The organism is Pseudomonas sp. NFIX10 (assembly GCF_900111955.1).
Taxonomy (GTDB): Bacteria; Pseudomonadota; Gammaproteobacteria; order Pseudomonadales; family Pseudomonadaceae; genus Aquipseudomonas; species Aquipseudomonas fluorescens_AA.
The window spans coordinates 66,335-88,779 of sequence record NZ_FOKH01000007.1; the positions used below are offsets into that span (position 1 = coordinate 66,335).

General features: G+C 60.1%; 22 protein-coding genes and 4 pseudogenes. 13 read left to right on the top strand and 13 right to left on the bottom strand.

The window, feature by feature from the left end:
• Positions 1 to 187 precede the first annotated feature (187 nt).
• Positions 188 to 1,657 carry an IMP dehydrogenase gene (gene guaB / locus BM321_RS08635; RefSeq protein ID WP_092331595.1) on the top strand — a complete coding sequence of 490 codons (1,470 nt, stop codon included), beginning with the start codon at positions 188 to 190 and terminating at the stop codon, positions 1,655 to 1,657.
• A 79-nt stretch (positions 1,658 to 1,736) separates the two neighbouring features.
• Complete coding sequence (guaA, locus tag BM321_RS08640) at positions 1,737 to 3,314, top strand: glutamine-hydrolyzing GMP synthase (RefSeq protein ID WP_072408106.1); 1,578 nt, start codon at positions 1,737 to 1,739, stop codon at positions 3,312 to 3,314.
• Between the two features lie 203 nt (positions 3,315 to 3,517).
• Here guaA and BM321_RS30490 read toward each other — a convergent pair.
• The 4 genes and pseudogenes from BM321_RS30490 to BM321_RS08660 form a co-directional block, all read right to left on the bottom strand.
• A pseudogene (locus tag BM321_RS30490) lies at positions 3,518 to 3,658 on the bottom strand (DUF2976 domain-containing protein); the annotation flags it as partial.
• Positions 3,659 to 3,702: 44 nt separating this feature from the next.
• Positions 3,703 to 4,137, bottom strand: a pseudogene (locus BM321_RS30680) (methyl-accepting chemotaxis protein); the annotation flags it as partial.
• 71 nt (positions 4,138 to 4,208) lie between these two features.
• Positions 4,209 to 5,456: a thioredoxin family protein gene (locus BM321_RS30685; RefSeq protein WP_092442217.1), complete on the bottom strand. Its 1,248-nt coding sequence runs from the start codon at positions 5,454 to 5,456 to the stop codon at positions 4,209 to 4,211.
• A 1-nt stretch (position 5,457) separates the two neighbouring features.
• Positions 5,458 to 6,393 carry an SbmA/BacA-like family transporter gene (locus BM321_RS08660; protein ID WP_175534922.1) on the bottom strand — a complete coding sequence of 312 codons (936 nt, stop codon included), beginning with the start codon at positions 6,391 to 6,393 and terminating at the stop codon, positions 5,458 to 5,460.
• Between the two features lie 668 nt (positions 6,394 to 7,061).
• On the opposite strand from BM321_RS08660, the gene BM321_RS08665 reads away from it, so the two are divergent.
• The gene (locus BM321_RS08665) at positions 7,062 to 7,259 is read left to right on the top strand and encodes a transcriptional regulator (protein WP_092331582.1); all 198 of its coding nucleotides are present in this window, start codon (positions 7,062 to 7,064) and stop codon (positions 7,257 to 7,259) included.
• A 75-nt stretch (positions 7,260 to 7,334) separates the two neighbouring features.
• On the opposite strand, the gene BM321_RS08670 is transcribed toward BM321_RS08665, so the two are convergent.
• A complete protein-coding gene (locus BM321_RS08670; RefSeq protein WP_092442289.1) occupies positions 7,335 to 7,736 on the bottom strand; it encodes a winged helix-turn-helix transcriptional regulator in 402 nt (133 codons plus the stop codon).
• A 100-nt stretch (positions 7,737 to 7,836) separates the two neighbouring features.
• Between BM321_RS08670 and BM321_RS30810 the strand changes: the two genes are divergently transcribed.
• The 4 genes and pseudogenes from BM321_RS30810 to BM321_RS30820 all read left to right on the top strand — a co-directional run.
• Positions 7,837 to 8,070: an SDR family NAD(P)-dependent oxidoreductase gene (locus BM321_RS30810; protein WP_256573424.1), complete on the top strand. Its 234-nt coding sequence runs from the start codon at positions 7,837 to 7,839 to the stop codon at positions 8,068 to 8,070.
• Positions 8,071 to 8,077: 7 nt separating this feature from the next.
• Complete coding sequence (locus BM321_RS08675; RefSeq protein ID WP_256573425.1) at positions 8,078 to 8,869, top strand: NAD-dependent epimerase/dehydratase family protein; 792 nt, start codon at positions 8,078 to 8,080, stop codon at positions 8,867 to 8,869.
• Positions 8,870 to 8,876: 7 nt separating this feature from the next.
• A pseudogene (locus BM321_RS30815) lies at positions 8,877 to 9,014 on the top strand (SDR family NAD(P)-dependent oxidoreductase); the annotation flags it as partial.
• Between the two features lie 2 nt (positions 9,015 to 9,016).
• Positions 9,017 to 9,289 (top strand): annotated as a pseudogene (locus tag BM321_RS30820) (conjugal transfer protein TrbE); the annotation flags it as partial.
• Positions 9,290 to 9,592: 303 nt separating this feature from the next.
• On the opposite strand, the gene BM321_RS08690 reads toward BM321_RS30820, so the two are convergent.
• Entirely contained in the window at positions 9,593 to 9,919 is a 327-nt protein-coding gene (locus tag BM321_RS08690) for a hypothetical protein (protein ID WP_092442219.1), read from the bottom strand.
• A 212-nt stretch (positions 9,920 to 10,131) separates the two neighbouring features.
• On the bottom strand, positions 10,132 to 11,043 hold the full coding sequence (locus tag BM321_RS08695) for a LysR family transcriptional regulator (protein ID WP_092442220.1): 912 nt from the start codon (positions 11,041 to 11,043) through the stop codon (positions 10,132 to 10,134).
• A gap of 101 nt (positions 11,044 to 11,144) precedes the next feature.
• On the opposite strand from BM321_RS08695, the gene BM321_RS08700 reads away from it, so the two are divergent.
• Positions 11,145 to 11,471, top strand: coding sequence for a nuclear transport factor 2 family protein (locus BM321_RS08700; protein WP_092442221.1), 327 nt, complete (start codon positions 11,145 to 11,147; stop codon positions 11,469 to 11,471).
• Complete coding sequence (locus BM321_RS08705; RefSeq protein ID WP_092442222.1) at positions 11,468 to 12,250, top strand: SDR family oxidoreductase; 783 nt, start codon at positions 11,468 to 11,470, stop codon at positions 12,248 to 12,250. The genes BM321_RS08700 and BM321_RS08705 overlap by 4 nt, the downstream gene beginning before the upstream one ends.
• Positions 12,251 to 12,392: 142 nt before the next feature.
• Here BM321_RS08705 and BM321_RS08710 read toward each other — a convergent pair whose 3' ends face one another.
• Complete coding sequence (locus BM321_RS08710; RefSeq protein WP_092202335.1) at positions 12,393 to 13,004, bottom strand: TetR/AcrR family transcriptional regulator; 612 nt, start codon at positions 13,002 to 13,004, stop codon at positions 12,393 to 12,395.
• A gap of 104 nt (positions 13,005 to 13,108) precedes the next feature.
• Here BM321_RS08710 and BM321_RS08715 point away from each other — a divergent pair, with 104 nt between their 5' ends.
• The 4 genes from BM321_RS08715 to tadA all read left to right on the top strand — a co-directional run bounded on the left by BM321_RS08715 (position 13,109) and on the right by tadA (position 16,607).
• Positions 13,109 to 14,023, top strand: a complete 915-nt coding sequence (locus BM321_RS08715; RefSeq protein ID WP_092442223.1) for an SDR family oxidoreductase — start codon at positions 13,109 to 13,111, stop codon at positions 14,021 to 14,023.
• A gap of 119 nt (positions 14,024 to 14,142) precedes the next feature.
• Positions 14,143 to 14,535 (top strand): DUF6632 domain-containing protein, encoded by a 393-nt coding sequence (locus tag BM321_RS08720; protein WP_092442224.1) that lies wholly within the window; start codon positions 14,143 to 14,145, stop codon positions 14,533 to 14,535.
• Positions 14,536 to 14,733: 198 nt separating this feature from the next.
• Complete coding sequence (locus tag BM321_RS08725) at positions 14,734 to 16,110, top strand: multicopper oxidase family protein (protein ID WP_092442225.1); 1,377 nt, start codon at positions 14,734 to 14,736, stop codon at positions 16,108 to 16,110.
• Positions 16,110 to 16,607 carry a tRNA adenosine(34) deaminase TadA gene (gene tadA / locus BM321_RS08730; protein WP_092202329.1) on the top strand — a complete coding sequence of 166 codons (498 nt, stop codon included), beginning with the start codon at positions 16,110 to 16,112 and terminating at the stop codon, positions 16,605 to 16,607. Before BM321_RS08725 ends, tadA begins: the two co-directional genes overlap by 1 nt.
• A gap of 123 nt (positions 16,608 to 16,730) precedes the next feature.
• On the opposite strand, the gene cmoB is transcribed toward tadA, so the two are convergent.
• From cmoB to lon, 5 genes are all read right to left on the bottom strand, one after another.
• Positions 16,731 to 17,687: a tRNA 5-methoxyuridine(34)/uridine 5-oxyacetic acid(34) synthase CmoB gene (gene cmoB, locus BM321_RS08735; protein WP_092442226.1), complete on the bottom strand. Its 957-nt coding sequence runs from the start codon at positions 17,685 to 17,687 to the stop codon at positions 16,731 to 16,733.
• On the bottom strand, positions 17,684 to 18,427 hold the full coding sequence (gene cmoA / locus BM321_RS08740; protein ID WP_092253852.1) for a carboxy-S-adenosyl-L-methionine synthase CmoA: 744 nt from the start codon (positions 18,425 to 18,427) through the stop codon (positions 17,684 to 17,686). The genes cmoB and cmoA overlap by 4 nt, the downstream gene beginning before the upstream one ends.
• A gap of 152 nt (positions 18,428 to 18,579) precedes the next feature.
• A complete protein-coding gene (locus BM321_RS08745) occupies positions 18,580 to 19,215 on the bottom strand; it encodes a lysoplasmalogenase (protein ID WP_092442227.1) in 636 nt (211 codons plus the stop codon).
• A 2-nt stretch (positions 19,216 to 19,217) separates the two neighbouring features.
• Positions 19,218 to 19,610 (bottom strand): protease inhibitor I42 family protein, encoded by a 393-nt coding sequence (locus BM321_RS08750; RefSeq protein WP_092442228.1) that lies wholly within the window; start codon positions 19,608 to 19,610, stop codon positions 19,218 to 19,220.
• A 214-nt stretch (positions 19,611 to 19,824) separates the two neighbouring features.
• Positions 19,825 to 22,239 (bottom strand): endopeptidase La, encoded by a 2,415-nt coding sequence (lon, locus tag BM321_RS08755; protein WP_092331554.1) that lies wholly within the window; start codon positions 22,237 to 22,239, stop codon positions 19,825 to 19,827.
• Positions 22,240 to 22,445: the final 206 nt, after the last annotated feature.

The following is a 22,445-nucleotide window of genomic DNA, read 5'->3' on the forward strand; positions in this document are numbered from 1 at the left end:
ATACGGTGTTGACTGATACGCCGCTATCGCGAGCAAGCTCGCTCCCACAGGGAATATGGGTTGGCATGCAGTCAGTGATTTAGCCCGTCAATCAGCCCGGCAATAATAGACAGAGTTTTACATTGAGCCAGGCGGGGTCCATGAGTATAATGGCGCGCTTCCATTTTCCCGCTCGGGAGCCCCCGCGATGCTGCGTATCAGCCAAGAAGCTCTGACCTTCGACGACATTCTCCTAGTGCCCGGTTATTCCGAAGTACTGCCTAACGAAGTCAGTCTCAAAACCCGTCTCACCCGTGGCATCGAACTGAATATCCCCCTGGTTTCCGCCGCCATGGACACCGTGACCGAAGCCCGTCTGGCCATTGCCATGGCCCAGGAAGGCGGTATCGGTATCATCCACAAGAACATGACCATCGAACAGCAGGCCGCCGAAGTGCGCAAGGTCAAGCGGTTCGAGGCTGGCGTGGTCAAGGACCCGATCACCATCGAGGCTGACGCCACGGTCCGGGATCTGTTCGAACTGACCCGCATGCACAACATCTCCGGCGTTCCGGTACTGCACGATGGCGACCTGGTCGGCATCGTCACCTCCCGCGACGTGCGTTTCGAGAACCGTCTCGATGCTTCCGTCCGCCAAGTGATGACGCCTAAAGAGCGCCTGGTCACGGTCAAGGAAGGCACCGACAAGGACGAAGTCCGCGAATTGCTGCACAAGCACCGTATCGAGCGTGTGCTGATCGTCGACGACAAATTCGCCCTCAAGGGCATGATGACCGTCAACGACATCGAAAAAGCCAAGGCCTACCCGCTGGCGAGCAAGGACGACCAGGGTCGTCTGCGCGTCGGCGCTGCGGTCGGCACCGGCAAGGACACCGGCGACCGCGTCGCTGCCCTGGTCAATGCCGGCGTCGACGTGGTGGTGGTCGACACCGCCCACGGTCACTCCAAAGGCGTGATCGACCGCGTTCGCTGGGTCAAGCAGAACTTCCCTGACGTGCAGGTGATCGGCGGCAACATCGCCACCGGCGAAGCCGCCAAGGCCCTGGCCGAAGCCGGCGCCGACGCGGTCAAGGTCGGTATCGGCCCTGGCTCGATCTGCACCACCCGTATCGTCGCCGGTGTCGGCGTGCCGCAGATCAGCGCCATCGCCAACGTCGCCGCCGCCCTTGAAGGCACGGGCGTGCCGTTGATCGCCGACGGCGGTATCCGCTTCTCCGGTGACCTGTCCAAGGCCATCGTCGCCGGTGCCTACTGCGTGATGATGGGTTCGATGTTCGCCGGTACCGAAGAAGCGCCGGGCGAGATCGAGCTGTTCCAGGGCCGTAGCTACAAGGCTTATCGCGGCATGGGGTCGCTGGGCGCCATGTCCCAGGCCCAGGGCTCTTCCGACCGTTACTTCCAGGACTCCTCTGCGGGTGCCGAGAAGCTGGTGCCGGAAGGCATCGAAGGTCGCGTGCCGTACAAAGGCACCCTGAGCGCCATCATCCATCAACTGATGGGCGGCCTGCGTTCCTCCATGGGCTACACCGGCAGCGCCGACATCGAAGAGATGCGCACCAAGCCGGAATTCGTGCGCATCACCGGCGCCGGTATGGCCGAGTCCCATGTCCACGACGTGCAGATCACCAAGGAAGCGCCGAACTACCGCGTAGGTTAAGGCTTCCAGCAAAACGTTAATCACCGGGGCTGTTCATTCAGCCCCGAGTTGTTTCTGATTCACTACATGAGAATGAGTCATGGCCCTCGACATTCACGCTCACCGCATCCTGATCCTCGACTTCGGTTCCCAGTACACCCAGCTGATCGCCCGCCGCGTGCGTGAAATCGGCGTGTACTGCGAACTGCATCCGTTCGACATGGATGACGAAGCGATTCGCGAATTCGCTCCGAAAGGCGTCATCCTCGCCGGCGGCCCCGAGTCCGTGCACGAAGCCGACAGCCCGCGCTGCCCGCAGGCGGTGTTCGACCTGGGCGTGCCGGTCTTCGGTATCTGCTACGGCATGCAGACCATGGCGGAACAGCTGGGCGGCAAGGTCGAAGGTTCGGACCTGCGTGAGTTCGGTTATGCCCGCGTCGACGTGGTCGGCAAGAGTCGCCTGCTGGATGGCATCGAAGACCACATCGACGCCGACGGCCTGTTCGGCCTGGACGTGTGGATGAGCCACGGTGACAAGGTCACCAAGATGCCGGAAGACTTCCACATCCTGGCCAGCACCCCGAGCTGCCCGATCGCCGGCATGTTCAACGATGATCGCCGTTACTACGGCGTGCAGTTCCACCCTGAAGTGACCCACACCAAGCAGGGCGGCCGCATCCTGTCGCGCTTCATCCTCGACATCTGTGGGTGCGAAGCCCTGTGGACCCCGTCGAAAATCGCTGAAGACGCCATCGCCCAGGTCCGCGCCCAGGTCGGCACCGACAACGTGCTGCTGGGTCTGTCCGGCGGCGTCGACTCCTCGGTGGTTGCCGCATTGCTGCACAAGGCCATCGGCGACCAACTGACCTGCGTCTTTGTCGACAACGGTCTGCTGCGCCTGCACGAAGGCGAGCAAGTGATGGCCATGTTCGCCGAGAACATGGGCGTCAAGGTGATCCGCGCCAACGCCGAAGAGCAGTTCCTGAACAACCTGGCCGGCGAGTCCGACCCGGAGAAGAAGCGCAAGATCATCGGCCGCACCTTCATCGACGTGTTCGATGCCGAATCCTGCAAGCTGGACAACATCAAGTACCTGGCCCAGGGCACCATCTACCCCGACGTGATCGAGTCGGCCGGTGCCAAGAGCGGCAAGGCCCACGTGATCAAGTCCCACCACAACGTCGGCGGCCTGCCAGAGGAAATGAACCTCAAGCTGGTCGAACCGCTGCGCGAACTGTTCAAGGACGAAGTGCGTCGCCTCGGCCTGGAACTGGGCCTGCCCTACGACATGGTCTACCGCCACCCATTCCCGGGCCCGGGCCTGGGCGTGCGGATCCTCGGTGAAGTGAAGAAGGAATACGCCGACCTGCTGCGTCGCGCCGACCACATCTTCATCGAAGAACTGCGCAAGGCCGACTGGTACCACAAGGTCAGCCAGGCATTCGTGGTGTTCCAACCGGTGAAATCGGTGGGCGTGGTTGGCGATGGCCGTCGTTACGCCTGGGTCGTGGCCCTGCGTGCCGTGGAAACCATCGACTTCATGACCGCTCGCTGGGCACACCTGCCGTACGAGCTGCTGGAAACCGTTTCCGGACGCATCATCAACGAAATCGAAGGCATCTCTCGCGTCACGTATGACGTGTCGAGCAAGCCGCCGGCGACGATTGAGTGGGAATGATTGGACGTCCGGCATTGCCGGGCACGATCTAGCAAGAAATGCCCTGGAGCCCGCGTAATTGCGGGCTTTTGGTTTTTTGGGTCTGGCAAGTTCTGGCAGCTTTGTGCATCGCCAAGCACTGTGTTTATGTGGCATGGTACGGGGCATTGACTGAGCCAAATGCCATGCTTAGTGCTCGATACCATGTCGCCTTTGACGACGATCAGGCAGAGGGCGCACAAGGCCAGGGCAAACAGCGAGATGAGGTCGAATCCGTAGTTTTTCAGTGTCTCCAGCCAGGTAGAACCTTCGCCTCGCGAGGGAGCTTGCGCTTGGGGAAGGGCGGCTTGGCTAATTGCTGGCACTAGCGCAGCGCTGGCCAAGGCCGCTGGCTGCTTGAAATGCAGTTTTAGAGATGGAAACGGGCAACCATCTGGTTGAAGGAAGTTGCCAAGCGCGATAGGTCCTGGCTCGATGCGCTCGTTTGATTAGCACCTGCCGCAGTTTGGGTGGAGAGGTCCTGGATATTGCTCAGGTTGCGGTCCACCTCACGTGCCACCTGCGCCTGCTCCTCGGCGGCGCTGGCGATCACCAGATTGCGTTCGTTGATGCCAGCGACGGCTTCATTGATCCGCGCTAAAGCCTGGTCGGCCTCCTTGGCCAGGTGCTGAGTGTCTTGGGCGCGCGCCTGGCTACTACCCATGGCGTGAACTGCTCGATCAGCTGTTTGCTGCACTCCGCCGATCATACTTTCAATCTCGCCGGTGGATGCTTGAGTGCGAGCTGCCAGCCCTTGGCTGCGCGAGAGACTGACCTGGGCTTTGTCTGCACCCTGTTGGCGCGCAAGGCTCAGTATCTCTTGCGCGATATCGCCCAGCTCTTCTCCCGTACACTCATCACGAATTCCTTTCGATATCAGATACGCAGGAGCTGCGGTGCCTGCTTGAGTGCGGCGATCAGATGAGCCCGCGTCGCCGAATGCACCCCATGCAGCCCTTGAAGGTTGTTTTCGATGAATCTTGCTTCTTTGGCCTGGTATTCACCGTTCTCCTCAAGCCACTGGGCACGCAAGGCGGTTAGCTCTTCTGGAGAAGCCTTGCCGGTGGCAGTCTGAGCTTCGCGCTCCGAGAACCAGTAGAAGCGTCTTCTTTCCATGTCGCGGTCTTCCGCTGTCCAGCCACACTGATGTTGACCGACACTGAATGAAAGGTCTCCGGCGAGGCGAAAAACCGCCGCCCATTCATCATGCTGATTGCAACCTGGCATCGGGGATAGTTCGAGGAGCACCTTCGCCAACCGCTGGATTGCCCGGTCAGGATGCTGTTGCAGGCTTTCCGCCCGGCGTTTTATCTCGTCCATGGCCGCTTCATCGACAGGGTCGCCCTGCAGATGCTTTTTGCATTCCTTCAACCAGGCACAGCGCAAGGCATCCGCATCTGCGGCAACTGCCAGCAGACCAGGCCAGTCAAAGGTAGGCTCTTTGAGGTAGTCGTAGATGACGAGTGCCGGTACCCGGCTAAGATCGGTGCCTACGGTCAGCGCCAGCGAGAGTGACCTGATCGTTTCCGGGGAGCTTGCCTGGACAAAGTCCAGGGCATGGCCCACGGCCGCGGGAATACCACTGATACGTTCGAATACCTCGATGTCGGCGTTATGGACCATGGCGGCCGCGAGAGTGCCTTTCCCTTCTATCCAAAAGGGATGGGGGCTGGCTTGAACCAGCCCTTCAAGAGCCTGCTGCTCCAAGCGAGAAAACAAGAACTTCTTGAGTTCAGGATCGCCGTAGAACGCAGGATATTTGGGGGTATCTGCACGAAGCACGGGCGGACGCTCGAGCACGATACCGTTGCCGGTCATCCATTTCGTCAGCTGGTCGAGGGTTTTGACGCCTACCTCGCGGCTGACTTCTTTTCCATCCTTGAACAGCAGGAGGGTGGGAATGCCGCGAACATTGAAATTGGCCATGGCGTCTGGATATTGCTCAACATCCAACTTGGCAACTTTCAAGGTCCCGACGGACAGCACCGCTAATTTCTCCAGATTCGGTGCCAGTGAGCGGCAGGGAGCACACCAGGGTGCCCATAGATCGAGAAGAACAGGCATGCTTGAATGGAGGACGTCTTGTTCGAGCGTCTCTCCAGTGATCTTAACTACTGTGGACATGTTAATTCCTTAAGTCTTGGGGGTGAGATTGAGCGTCTGACTGTGGTATTGCGCCAGGGAGGTGCGATGGGCAACGCTGATGAGGGTGGTATCGGGAAGCGCCTCGACCAGGGCGGATAGAGGCGATGCTCTGTCTCCAGGTCCAGGGCGCTCGTTGCTTCATCCAGGAAGAGATACTTGGGCCGCTGTAGCAGTCGGTAGGGGTATGGAGCTGCAACCGGGTGCAAGACAGCGATTCGTCTGCCGTGTGGCTGTACTCGATGGCACTGACCCTGTTCTCTGCCTGGTTGATGGCCCACTGGAAATCGCGCAGCCGATTCGTCAGCGCCAACCAATTGGTGAACGATATATAGGCCTGGGGAAAATAGGCGATGGTATTGGAGAGCATCGCGTAGGCGCCGGTGATGCGCACCGTGTCGCCATAGGTGATTTTGCCATTCAACAGTAACGGCGGCGCCAACAAGGTGGGCAGCAGGCTGAACAGGTGAGAGAACATGTGCTGGCCGAACATGACCTTGAAGGTTCGCTTGATAATGCTGATGGTATTGGCGCGAACCCGTTGGAAGCGGTCAGTCAGGTGCTTGTTCTCGATATCGCCGCCGCGGTAGAAGGCGACTTGCTCCGCGTATTCCCGGACTTGCATGCCCTGGTAGCGAAAATCCGCCTCGACCGTCTGTCTGTGGTTGTTCAAGCCAATCAGCAACTTCCCTGGCCAATGGGAAAGCCAGGGGTGCAGGGCACAATAGGTATAGGCAGCAAAGACCATATAACCCGGTATCGATACCTGGGTGTCATCGATCTTGAAATCCAAGGTCCCTGAAATATTCCAGAGCAGTATCGAATAGGCGACGGCATTGACTATCACGCCGGTGATTGTGGTTACCCAAGGCTGGTGCTCGGGGCGATTCTTCAGTTGCAGGTTCAGACTGGTCATCATTCCGGCTCTATCATTCATGGGCAGAGCCTGCACTCGAGCGAGCTACCCGCAGGCGAGAGAGGTCACGGCGCGCTGGTTGAAAGCAGCGTCCTATCGGTGCCTGATCCGGACCGCCGCAGCCACGCCGGTCAATCCCGATCAGCACGGCCTCACTGCCATTCAGCGACCCGTAGAGGGATCTGACACAAGAGGCCAGGGACAAGGTATGGGGGCATGCAGTGTTCAAGCTCACCTCATCTTTTCTTCTCTATAGGGTCTGTGCGGCGAGAAGAAAAAAGTGATAGTGCTCGAGCGAACTTTTTTTTAGCTGGCGCCACGTCGCTACCGCGGCGAGGCTGCTGACGGCATGAGAGCAGCCGCCACTACTGGATGATTGAGGGCACCAGAGCGGGATAGATCTGACAGCGAGCAGAGCCTGGGCACCCCGAATACGCAGGGAACGGACAGGTGTCGCGGAATTGACCCTCTGACGATTAACGGCGAAAGGACCTGGCTTGAGAGAGGGGGTACGTCGTGATGGGTAAGCGCGGATACGACCCTAGCGGGCTGGGTGACGTCAGGCAGTGTTGATCGTCTGCTGCCGATTGGTAGTGGCCACCAAAGTCCAAGCGCTTCTAAGCGGGTATCACGCGCCCTGTACCGCCTAGCTACAAAGAGGATGCCACCAGATGAAAAGTCGAACACATGACGATTTCATGGCCGAGCAGATTAACGCCGATCCGCACTACGCTGCCGAGTTGCTTTCTGAAGTGCGCCGGAACGGCGATGCTGCCGAGTTAGCTATCCTATTGCGACAAATGAGCAGAGCGTTCAGACAGGTTGAAGGCTGGAGTCTTAGCGAAAAGGCCAGGAATCGTCGGCGATGAAGGCCGAGTTGATCTGTTGGAAGGTGGCCGCGGATACGTTGTTGATTGCCATGCGATCGCACCTCTGGTTATCAATTAGCCCTCGCTTTCTACATCTTCGCTCAACAGCGAATCGTACTTGAGCGACCACTCCAACATCTTTTGAAATATGGGTACCAAGTCGATTCCGGCTTGGGAGAGTTCATACTCGACTCTCGGGGGAATCTCTGCATAAGCCCGGCGTATCACTATTCCGTTGGAGGCAAGCTCCTTCAATTGCTCCGTGAGCATGTGCTGCGTTACGCCAGGAAGCGATCGCCTCAGTACGCCGAATCTCATTGGCCCCTCGATCAGCATGCAGACGATTTCGATTTTCCACTTGCCAGTGATTGAACGGATGGCTCTCTGAAATCGAAGGATGTCAACGTCGCTCGGCCCGACGCAGCCATCACAGTCCTCGCTTTTGTAGGTTCTCGGTAGCACAGACTGGATGTTCATTTTTTTTTCCTCGGTCTGAAATTTCATACTAGGTAAGAAAAACCATCCTACTTGTCGAGTCGGATGTTAGCCCGCAATATCATGCCGTAACGGAGATTTGATGATGAGTAAAGTTCTTGTGACAGGGGGTTCCGGCTTCCTTGGCAGCCATTGCATCCTCAAGCTGCTGGATGCTGGGCATAGCGTCAGGGCGACCGTGCGCTCGCAGGAGAAGGTGAAGGAAACGCAAAAGATGCTTACGTCTGCCGGCGCCATATCGGCGAGCGACGTTGAGTTCGTTCGGGCCGACCTGACGAGCGACGATGGTTGGCAAGCGGCGATGAAGGGGCTGTGAATACGTATTGCATGTCGCTTCGCCGTTTCCGTCCGCGGTTCCGAAAGACGAAAACGAGATCATTCATCCTGCCCGAGACGGTACGCTGCGAGTCCTGCGTGCTGCGCGAGACGCGGGAGTCAAGCGCGTGGTCGTCACTTCATCGTTTGCCGCCGTGGGTTATGGCGGTAAACCGAAGTCCGGGGGCACGTACACCGAATTGGATTGGACTGATCCAGCGCTTCCCAATCCCCCCTACATTCGTTCCAAGGCTATAGCTGAGCGTGCCGCATGGGACTTTATTAGTTCGGAAGGCGGCAGTTTGGAATTGGCTGTCGTTAATCCAGTCGGCATCTTCGGGCCAGTGTTGGGTGCGGACTACTCTACGTCCATCGCCATCGTGAAAGGCATGCTTGAGGGGGCCATGCCCGGCTTACCAGATGTCTATTTCGGCGTCGTGGATGTCCGCGACGTGGCCGATCTGCACTTGAGGGCGATGGAGAAACCCGAAGCGAAGGGGGAGCGCTTCGTTGCCGTCGCAGGTCCTTTGATGTCTATGGCGGGGATCGCTTCCATCCTGCGGAGCCGCTTGGGCGAAGCTGCGACGAAAGTTCCGACGAAGAAATTGCCGAGTTGGCAAATCCGCTTGGCTGCGCTGTTCAGTAACAACGCTCGTCAGATGGTTCCTAACCTGGGCAAGAAGCGTGACTCTACGAGCGAGAAGGCACATCGGGTACTTGAATGGAATCCGAGGCCAAATGATGAAGTCATCGTATCGACGGCAGAGAGCTTGATACTTCACGGTCTAGTGGCTCGTTGAGAAGGAGCTGTGTCATGTCTCGCGCTCCCCGAAAAAAATTCTCATCACCGGCGCAAGTTCAGGTATCGGTTTTGAGATGGCTCGTCAGTTCGCAGCGAAAGGGCATGATCTGGCTCTTTGCGCCCGCCGACTAGACAAACTCGAACAACGTGCGCCAGCCGCACCTTCCTCCCGAACCCGCAGGCCACCGAGCCGCAGATTCGCACGATCTACGAAGGCTTCGGCCTCACCAGCCGACAGATCGAGATCGTCGCCACCGCGCAGCCCAAGCGCGACTACTACTACCAATCCCGCGCAGGCAATCGCCTGTTCGACCTCGACCTGGGGCCGGTCGCGCTCGCGTTCGCGGGCGCTTCGACACCCCAAGACCAGCGCGCCATCGATCGCCTGCTGAACGACGCCGGAGCACCGGGCTTCGCCTTGGCAGGCTAGGGCGTGGTATCAAATCTCATGACAAGCCCGGTTTCGTTGGGTTTTATCATTGTGCGCGAGTGCTTTTCTAAGCATGGTATTTTTTACATGGAATCCGATTGATTGCCATGCTGACCGATACCAAGCCTATCTGGCGAACAGCACACTAGTCTAATCAAAATCAAAAAATTCAAGTTATGAAAACTCATAACTCGAAATCACTTCTCTCCAGGAAGCCAAGAGCAACTCTATATAAGGAGTAAAACTCAACTAAATATTAAAGAAGCTCTTGGTATGCAGTGTCTTTAAAAATCAACCACCGAATGGGGTGGCGCTAACGGGTGGCTGGCCTTTTTTAGCACAGGATGGTGGGTTGGTCATGCCAAACGTCAAGAGATTCCCGCCGTTGATAATGCAATTAAACTGTTGATTATCTTTGGACTTCAACGCGGCGAACGTATTGGTTCCTTCCGTCCGGCGGCTTATCAAAGTCAGCTCTTCAGGAGAATACCCGAGGGCCCCGCCAGCCTGGGATTTTATTTGGTCATCAGTGAGTACATTAGTTTTGCTGGCAATGACATTGCATCCAGCTAATGCCACCAAAACAGAAACCGCTGCAACGAGTTTTAATTTTGTCATGGTTTTCTCATTTTTTTAGGGTGAGTTAGAATTCTGTCAGTAGTTTAGAATTAAGCCTCGTATCGAAACCATAGTATAAATGTGCTATGGCCAAATCCTGGAACTTACCGCTTTAAAAGCGGAAATGCGCATGCTGCTGCCATCTCTTTTGTGCTGGAAGCCATAGGCCACTCCATGGTGTTTGCCGACGCTATGGCGACTCGTCCTGAGGCCTAGCGCCGATCGAACGGTTTTCGATCCAGGAGACAGTCGATGAACGCCCCGAGGAGGGCTGGTCGATGCTGGCGGCTCGGATAGTAGAGGAACAGCCCCGGGCGTGAAATCGACCAGTCCGGCAGGACCTGGACCAGCCGTCCCTGGGCCAAGAGCTCGCCCACGCCATCTCGCTCGAAGTGATAGGCAATGCCGAGCCCGTTCAGCGCAGCAGCAATGCCGATGTCGGCATGATTGGTGACGACGGGGCCGTCCACCGCCACTTCGAGCCGCTGCCCTCGTTTCTTGAACTCCCAGCGATAGTGCCTGCCGTCCATCTGGAGCCGCCAGTTGATGCATGTATGGTTATGCAAATCGGCAGGAGACTTGGGGGTTCCTTTACGCGCGATATAGTCCGGGGAGGCCACGGCCACCATGTTCAGGTCCGGCGTGAGGCGGACGGCAACCATGTCTTTCTCGAGTTGCCCACCCACGCGGATGCCGGCATCAAAGCGGCCAGCGACGATGTCGGCGAGCGCGTCGTCGACCACGATGTCGAGAACCACGTCAGGGTGTGCTTGATGAAAGCGTGAAAGCCGGGGCGCGATGATGGTTCGCGCTGCGATCCCCAGCGTGTTGATGCGAAGCGTGCCGCTCATCTGTCCTGTCGCCTCACTGGCTTGGGCGACTGCAGCAGCCATCTCCCGAAACAATGGCGCTATGCGCCTGTAGAGCCGTTCGCCACTGGCCGATGGCGCGACGCTTCGAGTTGTGCGATTCAGAAGGCGAGCGCCGATGCGGCCTTCGAGCTGCCGGATGGTCTGGCTGAGTGCTGACGGCGATAGGCCCAAATGCTCGGCAGCTCGGGCAAAGCTCTGGCGTTCCACGACGGCTACGAAGGCCTTCAGCTCAGCGAAATCGGATCCGCGCATTCTGTATCGTTTCCTAAATAACCTATAAAGATTCTAGTATATTCACTGAATTCACGTTGACGCGCATCCTGAGGCCTTCGCTGACCCCATGGAGCCAAAACTTGAACACGTTGACCCTTCCTGAGCCTATTGCCGCGTACTTCGCGGCCGAACACGACCCCGACGCCTTGGCGCATTGCTTCACCGCGCAAGCCGTCATGAAGGACGACGGTCGTACCTACACGGGCATCGATGCCATCAAGGCCTTTATGGCCGAGGCATCGGCCAAGTACAGCGCGACGAGCGTGCCGTTCGCCATTGAAAAAGAGGACGGCTTTCAAGTTGTCCGCGCCAACGTCACCGGCAACTTCCCTGGCAGCCCGATCGTTATGTCCTACCGCTTTCGCCTTGAACGCGGCCTGATCGCATCGCTGGAGATCACGGCATGAGCTTCGACCTTCATCTGAGTGGCCTGCGGACATTGGTCACCGGCGGCACGCTGGGCCTTGGCGCTGCCGTCGTGAAAACCCTTGTGGAGGCCGGCGCTCGGGTGGCGACATCCGCGCGCACCCTGCCAGCGGAGCCGGTGGAGGGCGTCAACTACGTGGCGGCCGATCTGTCGACGGCGCAAGGTACGAATCACCTTGCTCAGACCCTCCTGCAGGACTGGGGCGGCGTCGATATCCTGATCAACGTGCTCGGCGGTTCGAAGACTCCCGGTGGCGGTTTCGCCGCGATCAGTGATGAGCACTGGTTCGCCGAGCTGAACCTGAACTTGATGCCTGCCGTACGCCTGGATCGTGCGTTGCTGCCAGCGATGCTGGCTCAGGGCTCCGGCGTCATCATCCACGTCAGCTCCATCCAGCGCGTGCTGCCTCTGCCCGAGTCCACCACCGCCTACGCCGCAGCCAAGGGGGCCCTCACGACCTACAGCAAGTCTCTGGCGAGAGAGGTGACGCCGAAGGGCGTTCGCGTGCTGAGCGTTGCGCCGGGCTGGATTGAGACCGAGGCTTCCGTAGCGTTTGCGCAGCGGATGGCGGCAGACGCCGGAACGGATTACGAGGGCGGCAAGAAAATCATCATGGATTGGCTGGGAGGAATTCCAGTGGGCCGACCGGCCACACCACAAGAGGTGGCCGATTTGATCGCCTTCCTGGCGTCTCCTCGGTCCGCTTCGATCGCAGGGGCCGAGTATCGGATCGACGGCGGCACCGTTCCGACGCTTTAACCAACAGCCGCGATCGGCTGAACACGGGTCCCGTGACCTCGCTGCATGGCCTCGGCGCGCGCCGAGGCTTCTCCCGAACCGGACGCGGCAGTTCTGCCGCGTCCGGTATCAATGTCCACCCGCAAACGCCCCGTCGCTACAGTCAAAGCTCTGTTTTCAAACTGTCAAAGGCGTCCTGCAGGAATTTGGCCACCGGCTTTCGCTGGCCGGTCTGATCCCGCCACGCCTGGAGCGCGAGTCTCATCGCACCGACGGACACCACAGCCACCATCCGAAGGGCCAACCGCCGCTCAGGTTGCCGCCAGACCTCACACAGCGTGTTGAACAGCGCTTGTTCCTGTTGCGCGTAGTACGCCTGCTTGCGCGCAAGAAGCGATTCGCTCGAACGCATGAGATTGTCCACGGCTGTCATCTGCTCGGTCGTGTAGCGCGCGATGTGCTTGACCATCACATCGCGAACGGCATCGAGGGGCGGTACGTCGGGCGATGTCTTCAGCAGATCGGCAATCAGCCTGGCCGAATCGGCGTCCTGCCAGAACAAGATGATGTCGTCCTTCGATTTGAAGTACGAGAAAAACGTGCGGCGCGAGATACCCGCCGCTGCCGCGATGGTGTCCAGCGTTGTGCCTTCGTAACCGTTGGCGAGGAACAAGCGCTGGCCGGCCTCGGCGATGCGCTGGCGTGTTTCGCGGCGCTTGCTTTCCCGCAAGCCTTCTGTGGGTGCCGCATCTGCGGGAGGGAAGGATTCTGACATTCCGATGGCCTATTGCATTTCTGCACTAAGTGCAGCAGAGTTAGCACTGAGTGCATATTTATGTGCACCTAGTGTATATTCCAACTTCTCGGCAGGCAAGGATCATGACCCACTGGACAGTTTCCGACATCCCTTCCCAACGCGGCCGTACGGCGGTCGTCACCGGTACTGGCGGCCTTGGCTTGCAAGACGCGCTGGCGCTGGCCCGTGCCGGTGCGAATGTCATCATCGCCGGTCGAAATCCGTCGAAAGGCGCCGCAGCAGTCGATCAGATTCGCCAAAGGGTTCCCGGCGCGAATGTGACTTTCGGGGCACTGGACCTCGCCAGCCTCGAATCCATCGAGTCGTTCGGCGAGCGTCTGCGAAGTTCGCGCGACAGCCTGGACTTGCTGATCAACAACGCGGCAGTGATGGCGCCGCCGAAGCGTCAGGTGACTTGTGACGGATTCGAGTTGCAGTTCGGCACGAATTACCTGGGGCACTTCGCCTTGACTGCCCAACTGCTGCCGCTGCTGCGCAAAGGCAACAAGCCACGGGTGGTCAGTCTTTCAAGCGTCGCCGCCCGAAGCGGCACGATCGACTTCGATGATCTGCAAGCTCAGCGCAGCTACAAGCCGATGCCGGTTTACAGCCAATCGAAACTCGCTTGCCTGATGTTCGCCCTTGAATTGCAACGCCGCAGCAATGCTGCGGGCTGGGGCATCCAGAGCATCGCTGCCCATCCTGGCATTTCGCGCACCGATCTGTTGCCCAATGGCGCCGGCGCACGGAGCGTTCCGGGCATGGCTCGTCGTTATATGTGGTTCCTGTTCCAGCCGGCAGCGCAGGGGGCGTTGCCGACCCTCTTCGCCGCGACGTCACCGCAGGCTCAAGGCGGCGCCTATTACGGCCCGGACAGGCTCGGCGAAACACGCGGCTATCCGGCCATTGCCAAGGTTCCTGCGCAAGCACTGGATACGAGCGTCGCTGCGAGGCTGTGGATTGAGTCGCAAGGGCTTACGGAAGCGGTCTTTCGGTAAACCAGCCATGTACAAATACGTTGTCGTCGAACGGTCTGTACTGGGTCGGTGAGGCTAGATGCGTTCTATACTCTTGGCACCCATTGCGGCGATGAACAGGTCGCAATAAGGAGCCTGCCATGAATGACACTCAGAAACTGGCCGCCTTGCGCATCGTTTTGATCATCGTCGGTCTGATCGCCATATTCGCGATCTGGCCGCTGATGATCCTGTGGCCGTCCGGCTGGGCGTGGCACAGCGGCCATTCCCAGTACCCGCTGATGATCGTCGGCATCTATGCGACGCTCGGTGTGTTCTTGCTGATGGCGTCGCGCGATCCGATGAAACATTTGAGCCTGATCTGGTTCACCGTGTGGTCGAGCGTCGTGCACGGCGCGATCATGGCCGTGCAGTCTTTTGGCGTCGGGATGGACGGGACAAGCCACGTCGGCCATCTGGTGGGCGATGTGCCCGCGTTGTTCATCGTTGCGGCGGCGTTGGCCTTCTTCACGCCGCGGCGCAGCAATACGTAACCCGCGAGTGGACTGACTTCTGCCGAAAAGGCCTGCTTGGATGTGCACGAAATAATGCCCTGTGGATAACTTCCCCAGGGCATTTTCATTTTGTTTTTTTCATTTTCGCTGGCCTTACTGTTTCTCATCTGCGGGTGTATCGTATTCGCCTTTTGCGGACCTCCCGGTTCGCCGCAGATTCAATAGGTGGTTGTGTCCATGTCCTTTACCCGTCGCCAAATACTCGGTGGCCTGGCCGGTCTTGTTGTCGTTGGTGTGGGTGCAGGCGGTGCGTCGCGGTACTGGCTGGGCAAGCGGGCCGACGCCGAAGCCGGTCACGACTATGAACTGATCGCGGCGCCCCTGGACGTGGAACTGGTGGCCGGGCACAAGACCCAGGCCTGGGCGTTCGGCCCTTCGGCGCCGGGCACCGAGCTGCGGGTGCGCCAGGGCAAGTGGTTGCGGGTGCGCTTCATCAATCACCTGCCGGTCGCCACCACCATTCATTGGCACGGTATCCGTTTGCCGCTGGAGATGGACGGCGTACCGTACGTCTCGCAGTTGCCGGTGCTGCCGGGCGAGTATTTCGATTACAAATTCCGCGTGCCGGACGCCGGCAGTTACTGGTACCACCCCCATGTCAACAGCAGCGAAGAGCTGGGACGTGGGCTGGTGGGGCCGCTGATCATCGAAGAGCGTGAGCCCACCGGCTTCAAATACGAACAGACCCTGAGCCTCAAGAGCTGGCATGTGGATGAGCAGGGCGAGTTCGTCGCGTTCAGCATTCCCCGTGAAGCGGCCCGTGGCGGTACGGCCGGGCGGTTGGCGACCATCAACGGTGTGCCGCAGGCGGTGATCGACCTACCGGCCGGGCAGATCACCCGGGTGCGTTTGCTCAACCTCGACAACACCCTGACTTACCGTCTCAACATCCCAGGGGTTGAAGCGCAGATCTATGCGCTGGACGGCAACCCCATCGAACCGCGCCCGCTGGGCAAGGAATACTGGCTGGGCCCGGGCATGCGCATTTGCCTGGCGATCAAGGCGCCGCCGGCCGGCGAGGAATTGTCGTTGCGCAATGGCCCGGTGCGCCTGGGCACCTTGCGTTCGGTGCCCAACAGTGACGCCCCGACCCAATGGCCGCCAGCGCTGCCAGCCAACCCGGTGTCCGAGCCGGACCTGGCCAATGCCGAGAAACTCAACTTCAATTTCGAATGGGTCGGCTCGGTGTCGGTCAATGTCGACAACGGCAAGCCACCGAGCCTGTGGCAGATCAACGGCAAGGCCTGGGACATCACCGACAAGACCTGCGCCGACCGGCCGATCGCCACGCTGAAGAAAGGCCAGAGCTACATTTTCGAATTGAAGAACATGACTCAGTACCAGCATCCGATCCATTTGCACGGCATGAGCTTCAAGGTGATCGCGTCGAACCGGCACAAGGTCGTGCCGTATTTCACTGACACTTACTTGCTGGGCAAGAACGAACGGGCGCAGGTGGCGCTGGTGGCGGATAATCCAGGGGTGTGGATGTTCCACTGCCATGTGATCGACCACATGGAAACCGGCCTGATGGCCGCCATCGAGGTGGCGTGATGCGCCAGATTCGCCCCGCCAGGATCATCGACCGCAGTCGTGACCAGGACTTCATGCGCGAAGCCCTGGCCCTCGCCGCCCAAGGCGCCGCCCTGGGGGAAGTGCCGGTGGGCGCGGTGCTGGTGCAGGACGGCGAGATCATCGGGCGCGGCTTCAACTGCCCGATCAGCGGCCACGATCCCAGCGCCCATGCGGAAATGGTCGCCATCCGCGCTGCCGCCCAGGCGGTGAGCAACTATCGCCTGCCCGGCAGCACCCTGTATGTGACGCTGGAGCCGTGCAGCATGTGCGCCGGCCTCATCGTCCACTCGCGTATCGCCCGGGTCGTCTATGGCGCCCTGGAGCCCAAGGCTGGCATCGTGCAGAGCCAGGGGCAGTTTTTCAGCCAGGATTTCCTGAACCATCGGGTGATGTTCGAGGGCGGGGTGCTGGCCGAGGAGTGCAGTACGGTGCTGAGTGAGTTCTTCAAGGCCCGAAGAGCCAAAGCCCCGGACTAACACCGAGCCCTTGTGGGAGCGAGCTTGCTCGCGATAGCGGTGGGTCGGTCAACATTTGTCTTAACTGACCGTCCGTCATCGCGAGCAAGCTCGCTCCCACAGGGGTTGTGGTGTGTGGGCTAATTATTTGCGCGCCACAATCACCGCCCGCATCGGCGCCGGCAGCCCTTCGATGGTTTTGCTGTGGTCGGCGGGGTCGAGGAAATCACTCAATGACTGATACTTCATCCACTCGGTGCTGCGCTGTTCCTCCACGGTCGTCAGGCTCACGTCCACGCAACGCACGTCCCTGAACCCCGCGCGGCGCAGCCAGCGTTCCAGGGCCGGGACCGACGGCAGGAACCACACGTTGCGCATCTGCGCGTAGCGGTCCTCGGGCACCAGCACCTGGTGTTCGTCGCCTTCGATCACCAGGGTTTCCAAGACCAGTTCGCCGCCCTTGACCAGGCAATCCTTCAAGGCGAGCAAGTGTTCGATCGGCGAACGGCGATGGTAGAACACGCCCATGGAAAACACCGTGTCGAAGCCTTCCAGTTCCGCTGGCAGGGCCTCGAAGGGGAATGGCAAATGCCAGGCGTTGGGCTGCGACAGGTAGCGCTGTACCGCCTGGAACTGGCAGAAGAACAGCCAGTTGGGGTCGACGCCGATCACCGTGTCCGCCCCGGCGCCGAGCATGCGCCACATGTAGTAACCGTTGCCGCAGCCCACATCGAGGATGCGCTTGCCCGCAAGATCCAGGTGCGGAGCCACCCGCGACCACTTCCAGTCCGAGCGCCATTCGGTGTCCACGTGCACGCCGAACAGGTTGAAAGGCCCTTTGCGCCAGGGTGACAGGCCCATCAACGCGGTACGCATTTGCCCGCGGGTTTCGTCGGAACAATCGGTGTCGAGCGTCAGGCCATTCAGCAGGTCGACGGTGGTGGGTTGCAAAACCGGCAGCGCATCGAGGGCGCTTTGCCAGCGCTCCAGGTCGCCGTGGCCCTTTTCCATCTTGCTGTCGAGTTGCGTCTGCAGCGTCGCGGCCCAATCGGCCAGGGGCGTGCCGGCCAGATGGCGGGCGAGGGGAGACAGATCAATCATGGCAGGGCAATCAACGAGGCGAAGTTAAGACACTGGAACCACGGCACGACTTTCGAGAAGCCGGCCGCCAAGAGGCGCTCGCGGTGTTCTTCGAGGCTGTCGGGCTTCATGACGTTTTCGATGGCGCTGCGTTTCTGGGCAATCTCCAGCTCGCTGTAGCCGTTGGCGCGTTTGAACGCCACGTGCAGGTCGGTGAGCAGGGCGTGTTCCTCTGCATCGTTGAAACGCAATTTTTCCGACAGGATCAGGGCGCCACCGGGCAGCAACGACTGGCGGATGCGGCTCAACAGGGCGGTGCGCTGGTCCGGCGCGATGAATTGCAGAGTGAAATTCAGTGCCACCACCGAGGCTGGCTGGAACGTCAGGGCGAGGATATCGCCTTCGATCACTTCCACCGGCAGCAGCTCCTGGAACATCGAGTCCTGGCCGTTGAGGTATTCACGGCAGCGCTCGACCATGGCCGTCGAGTTATCCACCGCGATCACCCGGCAACCGTCGGTGCGCACATGGCGGCGCAGGGCCTGGGTCACCGCGCCCAGGGACGAGCCGAGGTCGTAGAGCACGCTGCCCGGCTGGGCGAACTGCGCGGCGAGCACGCCGAGGTTTTCGACGATGGTCGGGTAACCCGGCACCGAACGCTTGATCATGTCCGGAAACACCCGCACCACGTCCTCGTTGAAGGCGAAGTCCGGCACTTGGGCCAGGGGTTGGGCGAATAGGCGATCAGGGTCTTTGCTCACGGCGGTTCCAGCGGCATGGGTGGTGAAAAGGCCGGCATTTTAACCAAAAAACCAGTGGGAGCGAGCTTGCTCGCGATGGCGATGGTTCAGCCGGCCATAATGTTGACTGACAGACCGCTATCGCGAGCAAGCTCGCTCCCACATTATTTGGCTCAGTGTGGTTTTTGGGCGAACGCCGACGCGGTAATGCCCCATTGGCCCAGCCAATAACTGACGATGATCAGGTAAGGCGCGGCATGGAAGGGTTGCACGAACCGGTTGATGCCGATGAGGCTGTCGGAAAACACAAACGCCAGCGCCCCGGCGGCGGCCAGCCACGCCGAACGTTTGGGGACGTCGGTGCCCAGTCGTGCCAACGCCCGCCAGAGCATGGCGCTGATGACCAGGCCGTAGATCACCACCGGCACCAGCAACGGCCCGAGACCACTCGCCACCAGGATTGCCAGGAGCACCGCGCCGATGCCCAAGGCCAGGACCAAGGGCAGCAGCGCCGGTCGGCGGCAGTCGCTGAGGTAGGCTTTCAGGTAGGCCAGGTGCGCCAGCAGAAACGCACCAAGGCCGAACACGAACAGATCCCCCGGCCAGGCCAGCAACACATCGCCCATCAGCGAAAAAATCAGCCCGAGGCTGATCCAGCGCCGATATTCGCTGGGCGGCGCATCGTGCAGCCAGCCGAGCAGGGCCAGCACCGGCATGGGCTTGACCAGCAGGCACAGCAGCGTGGCATGCATGGCCAGGCCGTACAGGTAGGTGGCCGCACCCATCAGTGCGAGGATCAGCCAACCCACGGTCAGTTCACCGCGATAGCGCAGTCAAAGGTTTCCACGGGCGGTACTTCCGGCGCCCAAGGTTGTTGATAAGTCAGGCGCAAGCGCCCGGTGCCGGTGCTGAACGCCTGGAAGCGCCAGGTCGAGACACCCGCGGCGCCAACGATGCCGGCGTCTTCCGGGTTGCGATAAACCTCCGGCCCCAAGCCCTTCAACACGCCACCGGCCGAATCCTGGATCGCCCAGCGATAACCGGTGCTGGGGTTGCTGGGCAGGCTCAGGATCAGGCTCTGTCCGTTATTGAGCCTCACGGGGCACTGGCTCAGTTTCTCCACGGTCACGTTGTTGCTGGTTTGCGTGGCGCAAGCGCTCAGCAGGGCGAGGCTGAGGGGGACGAGCAGGCGAGTGGGGGACATAAGGGCAACGGCTCCGGCATTCACGACGAACGGCGAGCATAACCGAAGATGCTACTGGGTGTGTCAGGTGGGGATGTGTTGTTGCTGATGGCGCCATCGCGAGCAAGCTCGCTCCCACAGGGTTTGGTGTGGATCACAAATGCTGTGAACATCACAAATCCCCTGTGGGAGCGAGCTTGCTCGCGATCAGGCCGGCACAGCCGCTACAAAACCCTCAGAACAACACCTTTGCCACATCCGCAAACCGCTTGGCAAAGTGCACCGTCACCCCTTCCTTGAGGTAGTCCGGCAATTCCTCGAAGTTGCCCCGGTTGGCTTCTGGCAGGATCAGTTCGTTGATTTTCTGCCGGCGCGCCGCGATGACCTTCTCGCGTACGCCGCCAATTGGCAAGACGTGCCCGGTGAGGGTCAGTTCGCCGGTCATGGCCACGCCTTTTTTCGGCGGCTGGTTGCGGGCCAGGGACAGCAGGGCACTGGCCATGGTCACGCCGGCGCTCGGGCCGTCCTTGGGTGTGGCGCCTTCCGGTACGTGCAGGTGGACGAAGGCCTCGTCAAAAAACTTCGGATCGCCGCCGAATTGCTTCAGGTGCGAACTGACGTAGCTGTGGGCGATCTCCGCCGACTCCTTCATCACCTCTCCCAGTTGCCCGGTCAGCTTGAAGCCGCGATTGAGGGTGTGGATGCGCGTCGCTTCGATCGGCAAGGTCGCACCGCCCATGCTGGTCCAGGCCAGGCCGGTAATCACGCCGATGCCGGACAACACCTGCTCGTTGCGGAACACGGGTTTGCCCAGGGAGGCCTCGAGGTCCTTCGGCCCGAGCTTGATCACCGCTTTCGGGTCGTCGATCAGCTTCATCACCGCCTTGCGCACCAGTTTGCCCAGCTGTTTCTCCAGCTGTCGCACCCCGGCCTCACGGGCGTAACCGTCGATCAGGGCCTTGAGGGCGCTGTCGTTGATGCTCAGGCTGCCCTTGGACACACCGGCCTTGGCCAGTTGCTTGGGCCACAGGTGGCGCTTGGCGATGGCGACTTTTTCTTCGGTGATGTAGCCCGACAGGCGGATCACTTCCATCCGGTCCAGCAGCGGGCCGGGGATCGAGTCCAGGGTATTGGCGGTGCACACGAAGAGCACCTTGGACAGGTCCATGCGCAAATCCAGGTAATGATCGAGAAACTCGACGTTCTGCTCCGGATCGAGGGTCTCCAGCAAGGCCGAGGCCGGGTCGCCCTGGTAGCTTTGGCCCATCTTGTCGATTTCGTCGAGCATGATCACCGGGTTCATCACTTCGACATCCTTGAGCGCCTGCACCAGCTTGCCCGGCTGGGCACCGATGTAGGTGCGTCGATGGCCCTTGATCTCGGCTTCATCACGCATGCCGCCGACGCTGAAGCGATAGAACGGCCGGCCCAGGGATTCGGCGATGGACTTGCCGACGCTGGTCTTGCCCACGCCCGGCGGGCCCACCAGCAGCACGATGGAACCGCTGATCTCGCCTTTGTAGGCACCGACTGCGAGGAATTCGAGGATGCGGTCCTTGATGTCGTCCAGGCCGGCGTGGTGCTGATCGAGCACCTTGCGCGCATGCTTGAGGTCGAGTTTGTCCTGGCCATACACGCCCCACGGCACCGAAGTCGCCCAATCCAGGTAATTGCGGGTGACGGCGTATTCCGGCGAGCCGGTTTCCAGGATCGAGAGTTTGTTCATCTCCTCTTCGATACGCTTCTGCGCCTGGGCCGACAGCACTTTGCCTTCCAGTCGCTGTTCGAATTGTTCGATGTCGGCGCTACGGTCGTCCTTGGTCAGCCCCAGTTCCTGCTGGATGACCTTGAGTTGCTCCTTGAGGAAGAACTGGCGCTGGTGTTCGCCGATCTTGTTGTTGACCTCGGCGGAAATTTCTTTCTGCAGCCGCGCCACTTCGACTTCCTTGCGCAGCATCGGCAGCACTTTTTCCATGCGCTTGAGCATGGGCACGCAGTCGAGCACTTCCTGCAGCTCATTGCCGGTGGCGGAGGTGAGCGCGGCGGCGAAGTCGGTCAGCGGCGAAGGGTCGTTGGGGCTGAAGCGGTTGAGGTAGTTCTTCAGCTCTTCGCTGTACAGCGGATTGAGCGGCAGCAGTTCCTTGATCGCGTTGATCAGCGCCATCCCGTAGGCCTTGACCTCGTCGGTTGGCTCGCTCGGCTGGTGCGGGTATTCGACTTCCACCAGGTACGGTGGGCGATGGTGCTTGAGCCAGGTGCGGATGCGCACGCGGGTCAGGCCCTGGGCGACGAATTGCAGCTTGCCGCCTTCCCGGCTGGCGTGATGGACCTTCACCAGCGTGCCGTACAGCGGCAGTTTCGAGGTATCGAAATGGCGCGGGTCTTCCTGGGGCGTGTCCATGAAGAACAGGGCCAGGGAGTGGTGATCGGACTTGGCCACCAGTTCCAGGGTCTCGGCCCACGGTTCTTCGTTGACGATGACCGGCAACACCTGGGCCGGGAAGAAGGGGCGATTGTGAATGGGGATGATGTAGACCTTGTCCGGCAGGTTCTGGCCGGGCAGCGCCAGGCCAGTGCCGGAGGACGTGTGTTCGATGTGTTCGGAATCAGCGTAGTCGTTAGTGGCTTCAGTAGAGTGCTGGTCGCTCATGGGGCACCTGCGCAATGGGGTATGGGTCTTAGATGGGGCAGGTGGGGGGTGGTTTCAATGGTGGGCGATTGTTAACGGTTATTTCATTGGCCGGTTTACCCAATAGGAGCTGCCGAGCGAAGCGAAGCTGCGATCTTTCCTCTGACGCTTGAGTCTCAAGTGAAAGATCAAAAGATCGCAGCCTGCGGCAGCTCCTACGAGAGGCG

Bases quoted from the DNA above. Each gene is read 5' to 3' on its own strand.
- lon (WP_092331554.1), bottom strand. From the start codon at position 22,239: ATGAGCGACCAGCACTCTACTGAAGCCACTAACGACTACGCTGATTCC.
- BM321_RS08710 (WP_092202335.1), bottom strand. From the start codon at position 13,004: ATGTCAGAATCCTTCCCTCCCGCAGATGCGGCACCCACAGAAGGCTTG.
- guaA (WP_072408106.1), top strand. From the start codon at position 1,737: ATGGCCCTCGACATTCACGCTCACCGCATCCTGATCCTCGACTTCGGT.
- cmoB (WP_092442226.1), bottom strand. From the start codon at position 17,687: ATGATTGATCTGTCTCCCCTCGCCCGCCATCTGGCCGGCACGCCCCTG.
- guaB (WP_092331595.1), top strand. From the start codon at position 188: ATGCTGCGTATCAGCCAAGAAGCTCTGACCTTCGACGACATTCTCCTA.
- BM321_RS08670 (WP_092442289.1), bottom strand. From the start codon at position 7,736: ATGAACATCCAGTCTGTGCTACCGAGAACCTACAAAAGCGAGGACTGT.
- BM321_RS30685 (WP_092442217.1), bottom strand. From the start codon at position 5,456: ATGTCCACAGTAGTTAAGATCACTGGAGAGACGCTCGAACAAGACGTC.
- BM321_RS08720 (WP_092442224.1), top strand. From the start codon at position 14,143: ATGAATGACACTCAGAAACTGGCCGCCTTGCGCATCGTTTTGATCATC.
- BM321_RS08705 (WP_092442222.1), top strand. From the start codon at position 11,468: ATGAGCTTCGACCTTCATCTGAGTGGCCTGCGGACATTGGTCACCGGC.
- BM321_RS08660 (WP_175534922.1), bottom strand. From the start codon at position 6,393: ATGATGACCAGTCTGAACCTGCAACTGAAGAATCGCCCCGAGCACCAG.
- BM321_RS08750 (WP_092442228.1), bottom strand. From the start codon at position 19,610: ATGTCCCCCACTCGCCTGCTCGTCCCCCTCAGCCTCGCCCTGCTGAGC.
- BM321_RS30810 (WP_256573424.1), top strand. From the start codon at position 7,837: ATGATGAGTAAAGTTCTTGTGACAGGGGGTTCCGGCTTCCTTGGCAGC.
- BM321_RS08695 (WP_092442220.1), bottom strand. From the start codon at position 11,043: ATGCGCGGATCCGATTTCGCTGAGCTGAAGGCCTTCGTAGCCGTCGTG.
- tadA (WP_092202329.1), top strand. From the start codon at position 16,110: ATGCGCCAGATTCGCCCCGCCAGGATCATCGACCGCAGTCGTGACCAG.
- BM321_RS08725 (WP_092442225.1), top strand. From the start codon at position 14,734: ATGTCCTTTACCCGTCGCCAAATACTCGGTGGCCTGGCCGGTCTTGTT.
- BM321_RS08715 (WP_092442223.1), top strand. From the start codon at position 13,109: ATGACCCACTGGACAGTTTCCGACATCCCTTCCCAACGCGGCCGTACG.
- BM321_RS08690 (WP_092442219.1), bottom strand. From the start codon at position 9,919: ATGACAAAATTAAAACTCGTTGCAGCGGTTTCTGTTTTGGTGGCATTA.
- BM321_RS08665 (WP_092331582.1), top strand. From the start codon at position 7,062: ATGAAAAGTCGAACACATGACGATTTCATGGCCGAGCAGATTAACGCC.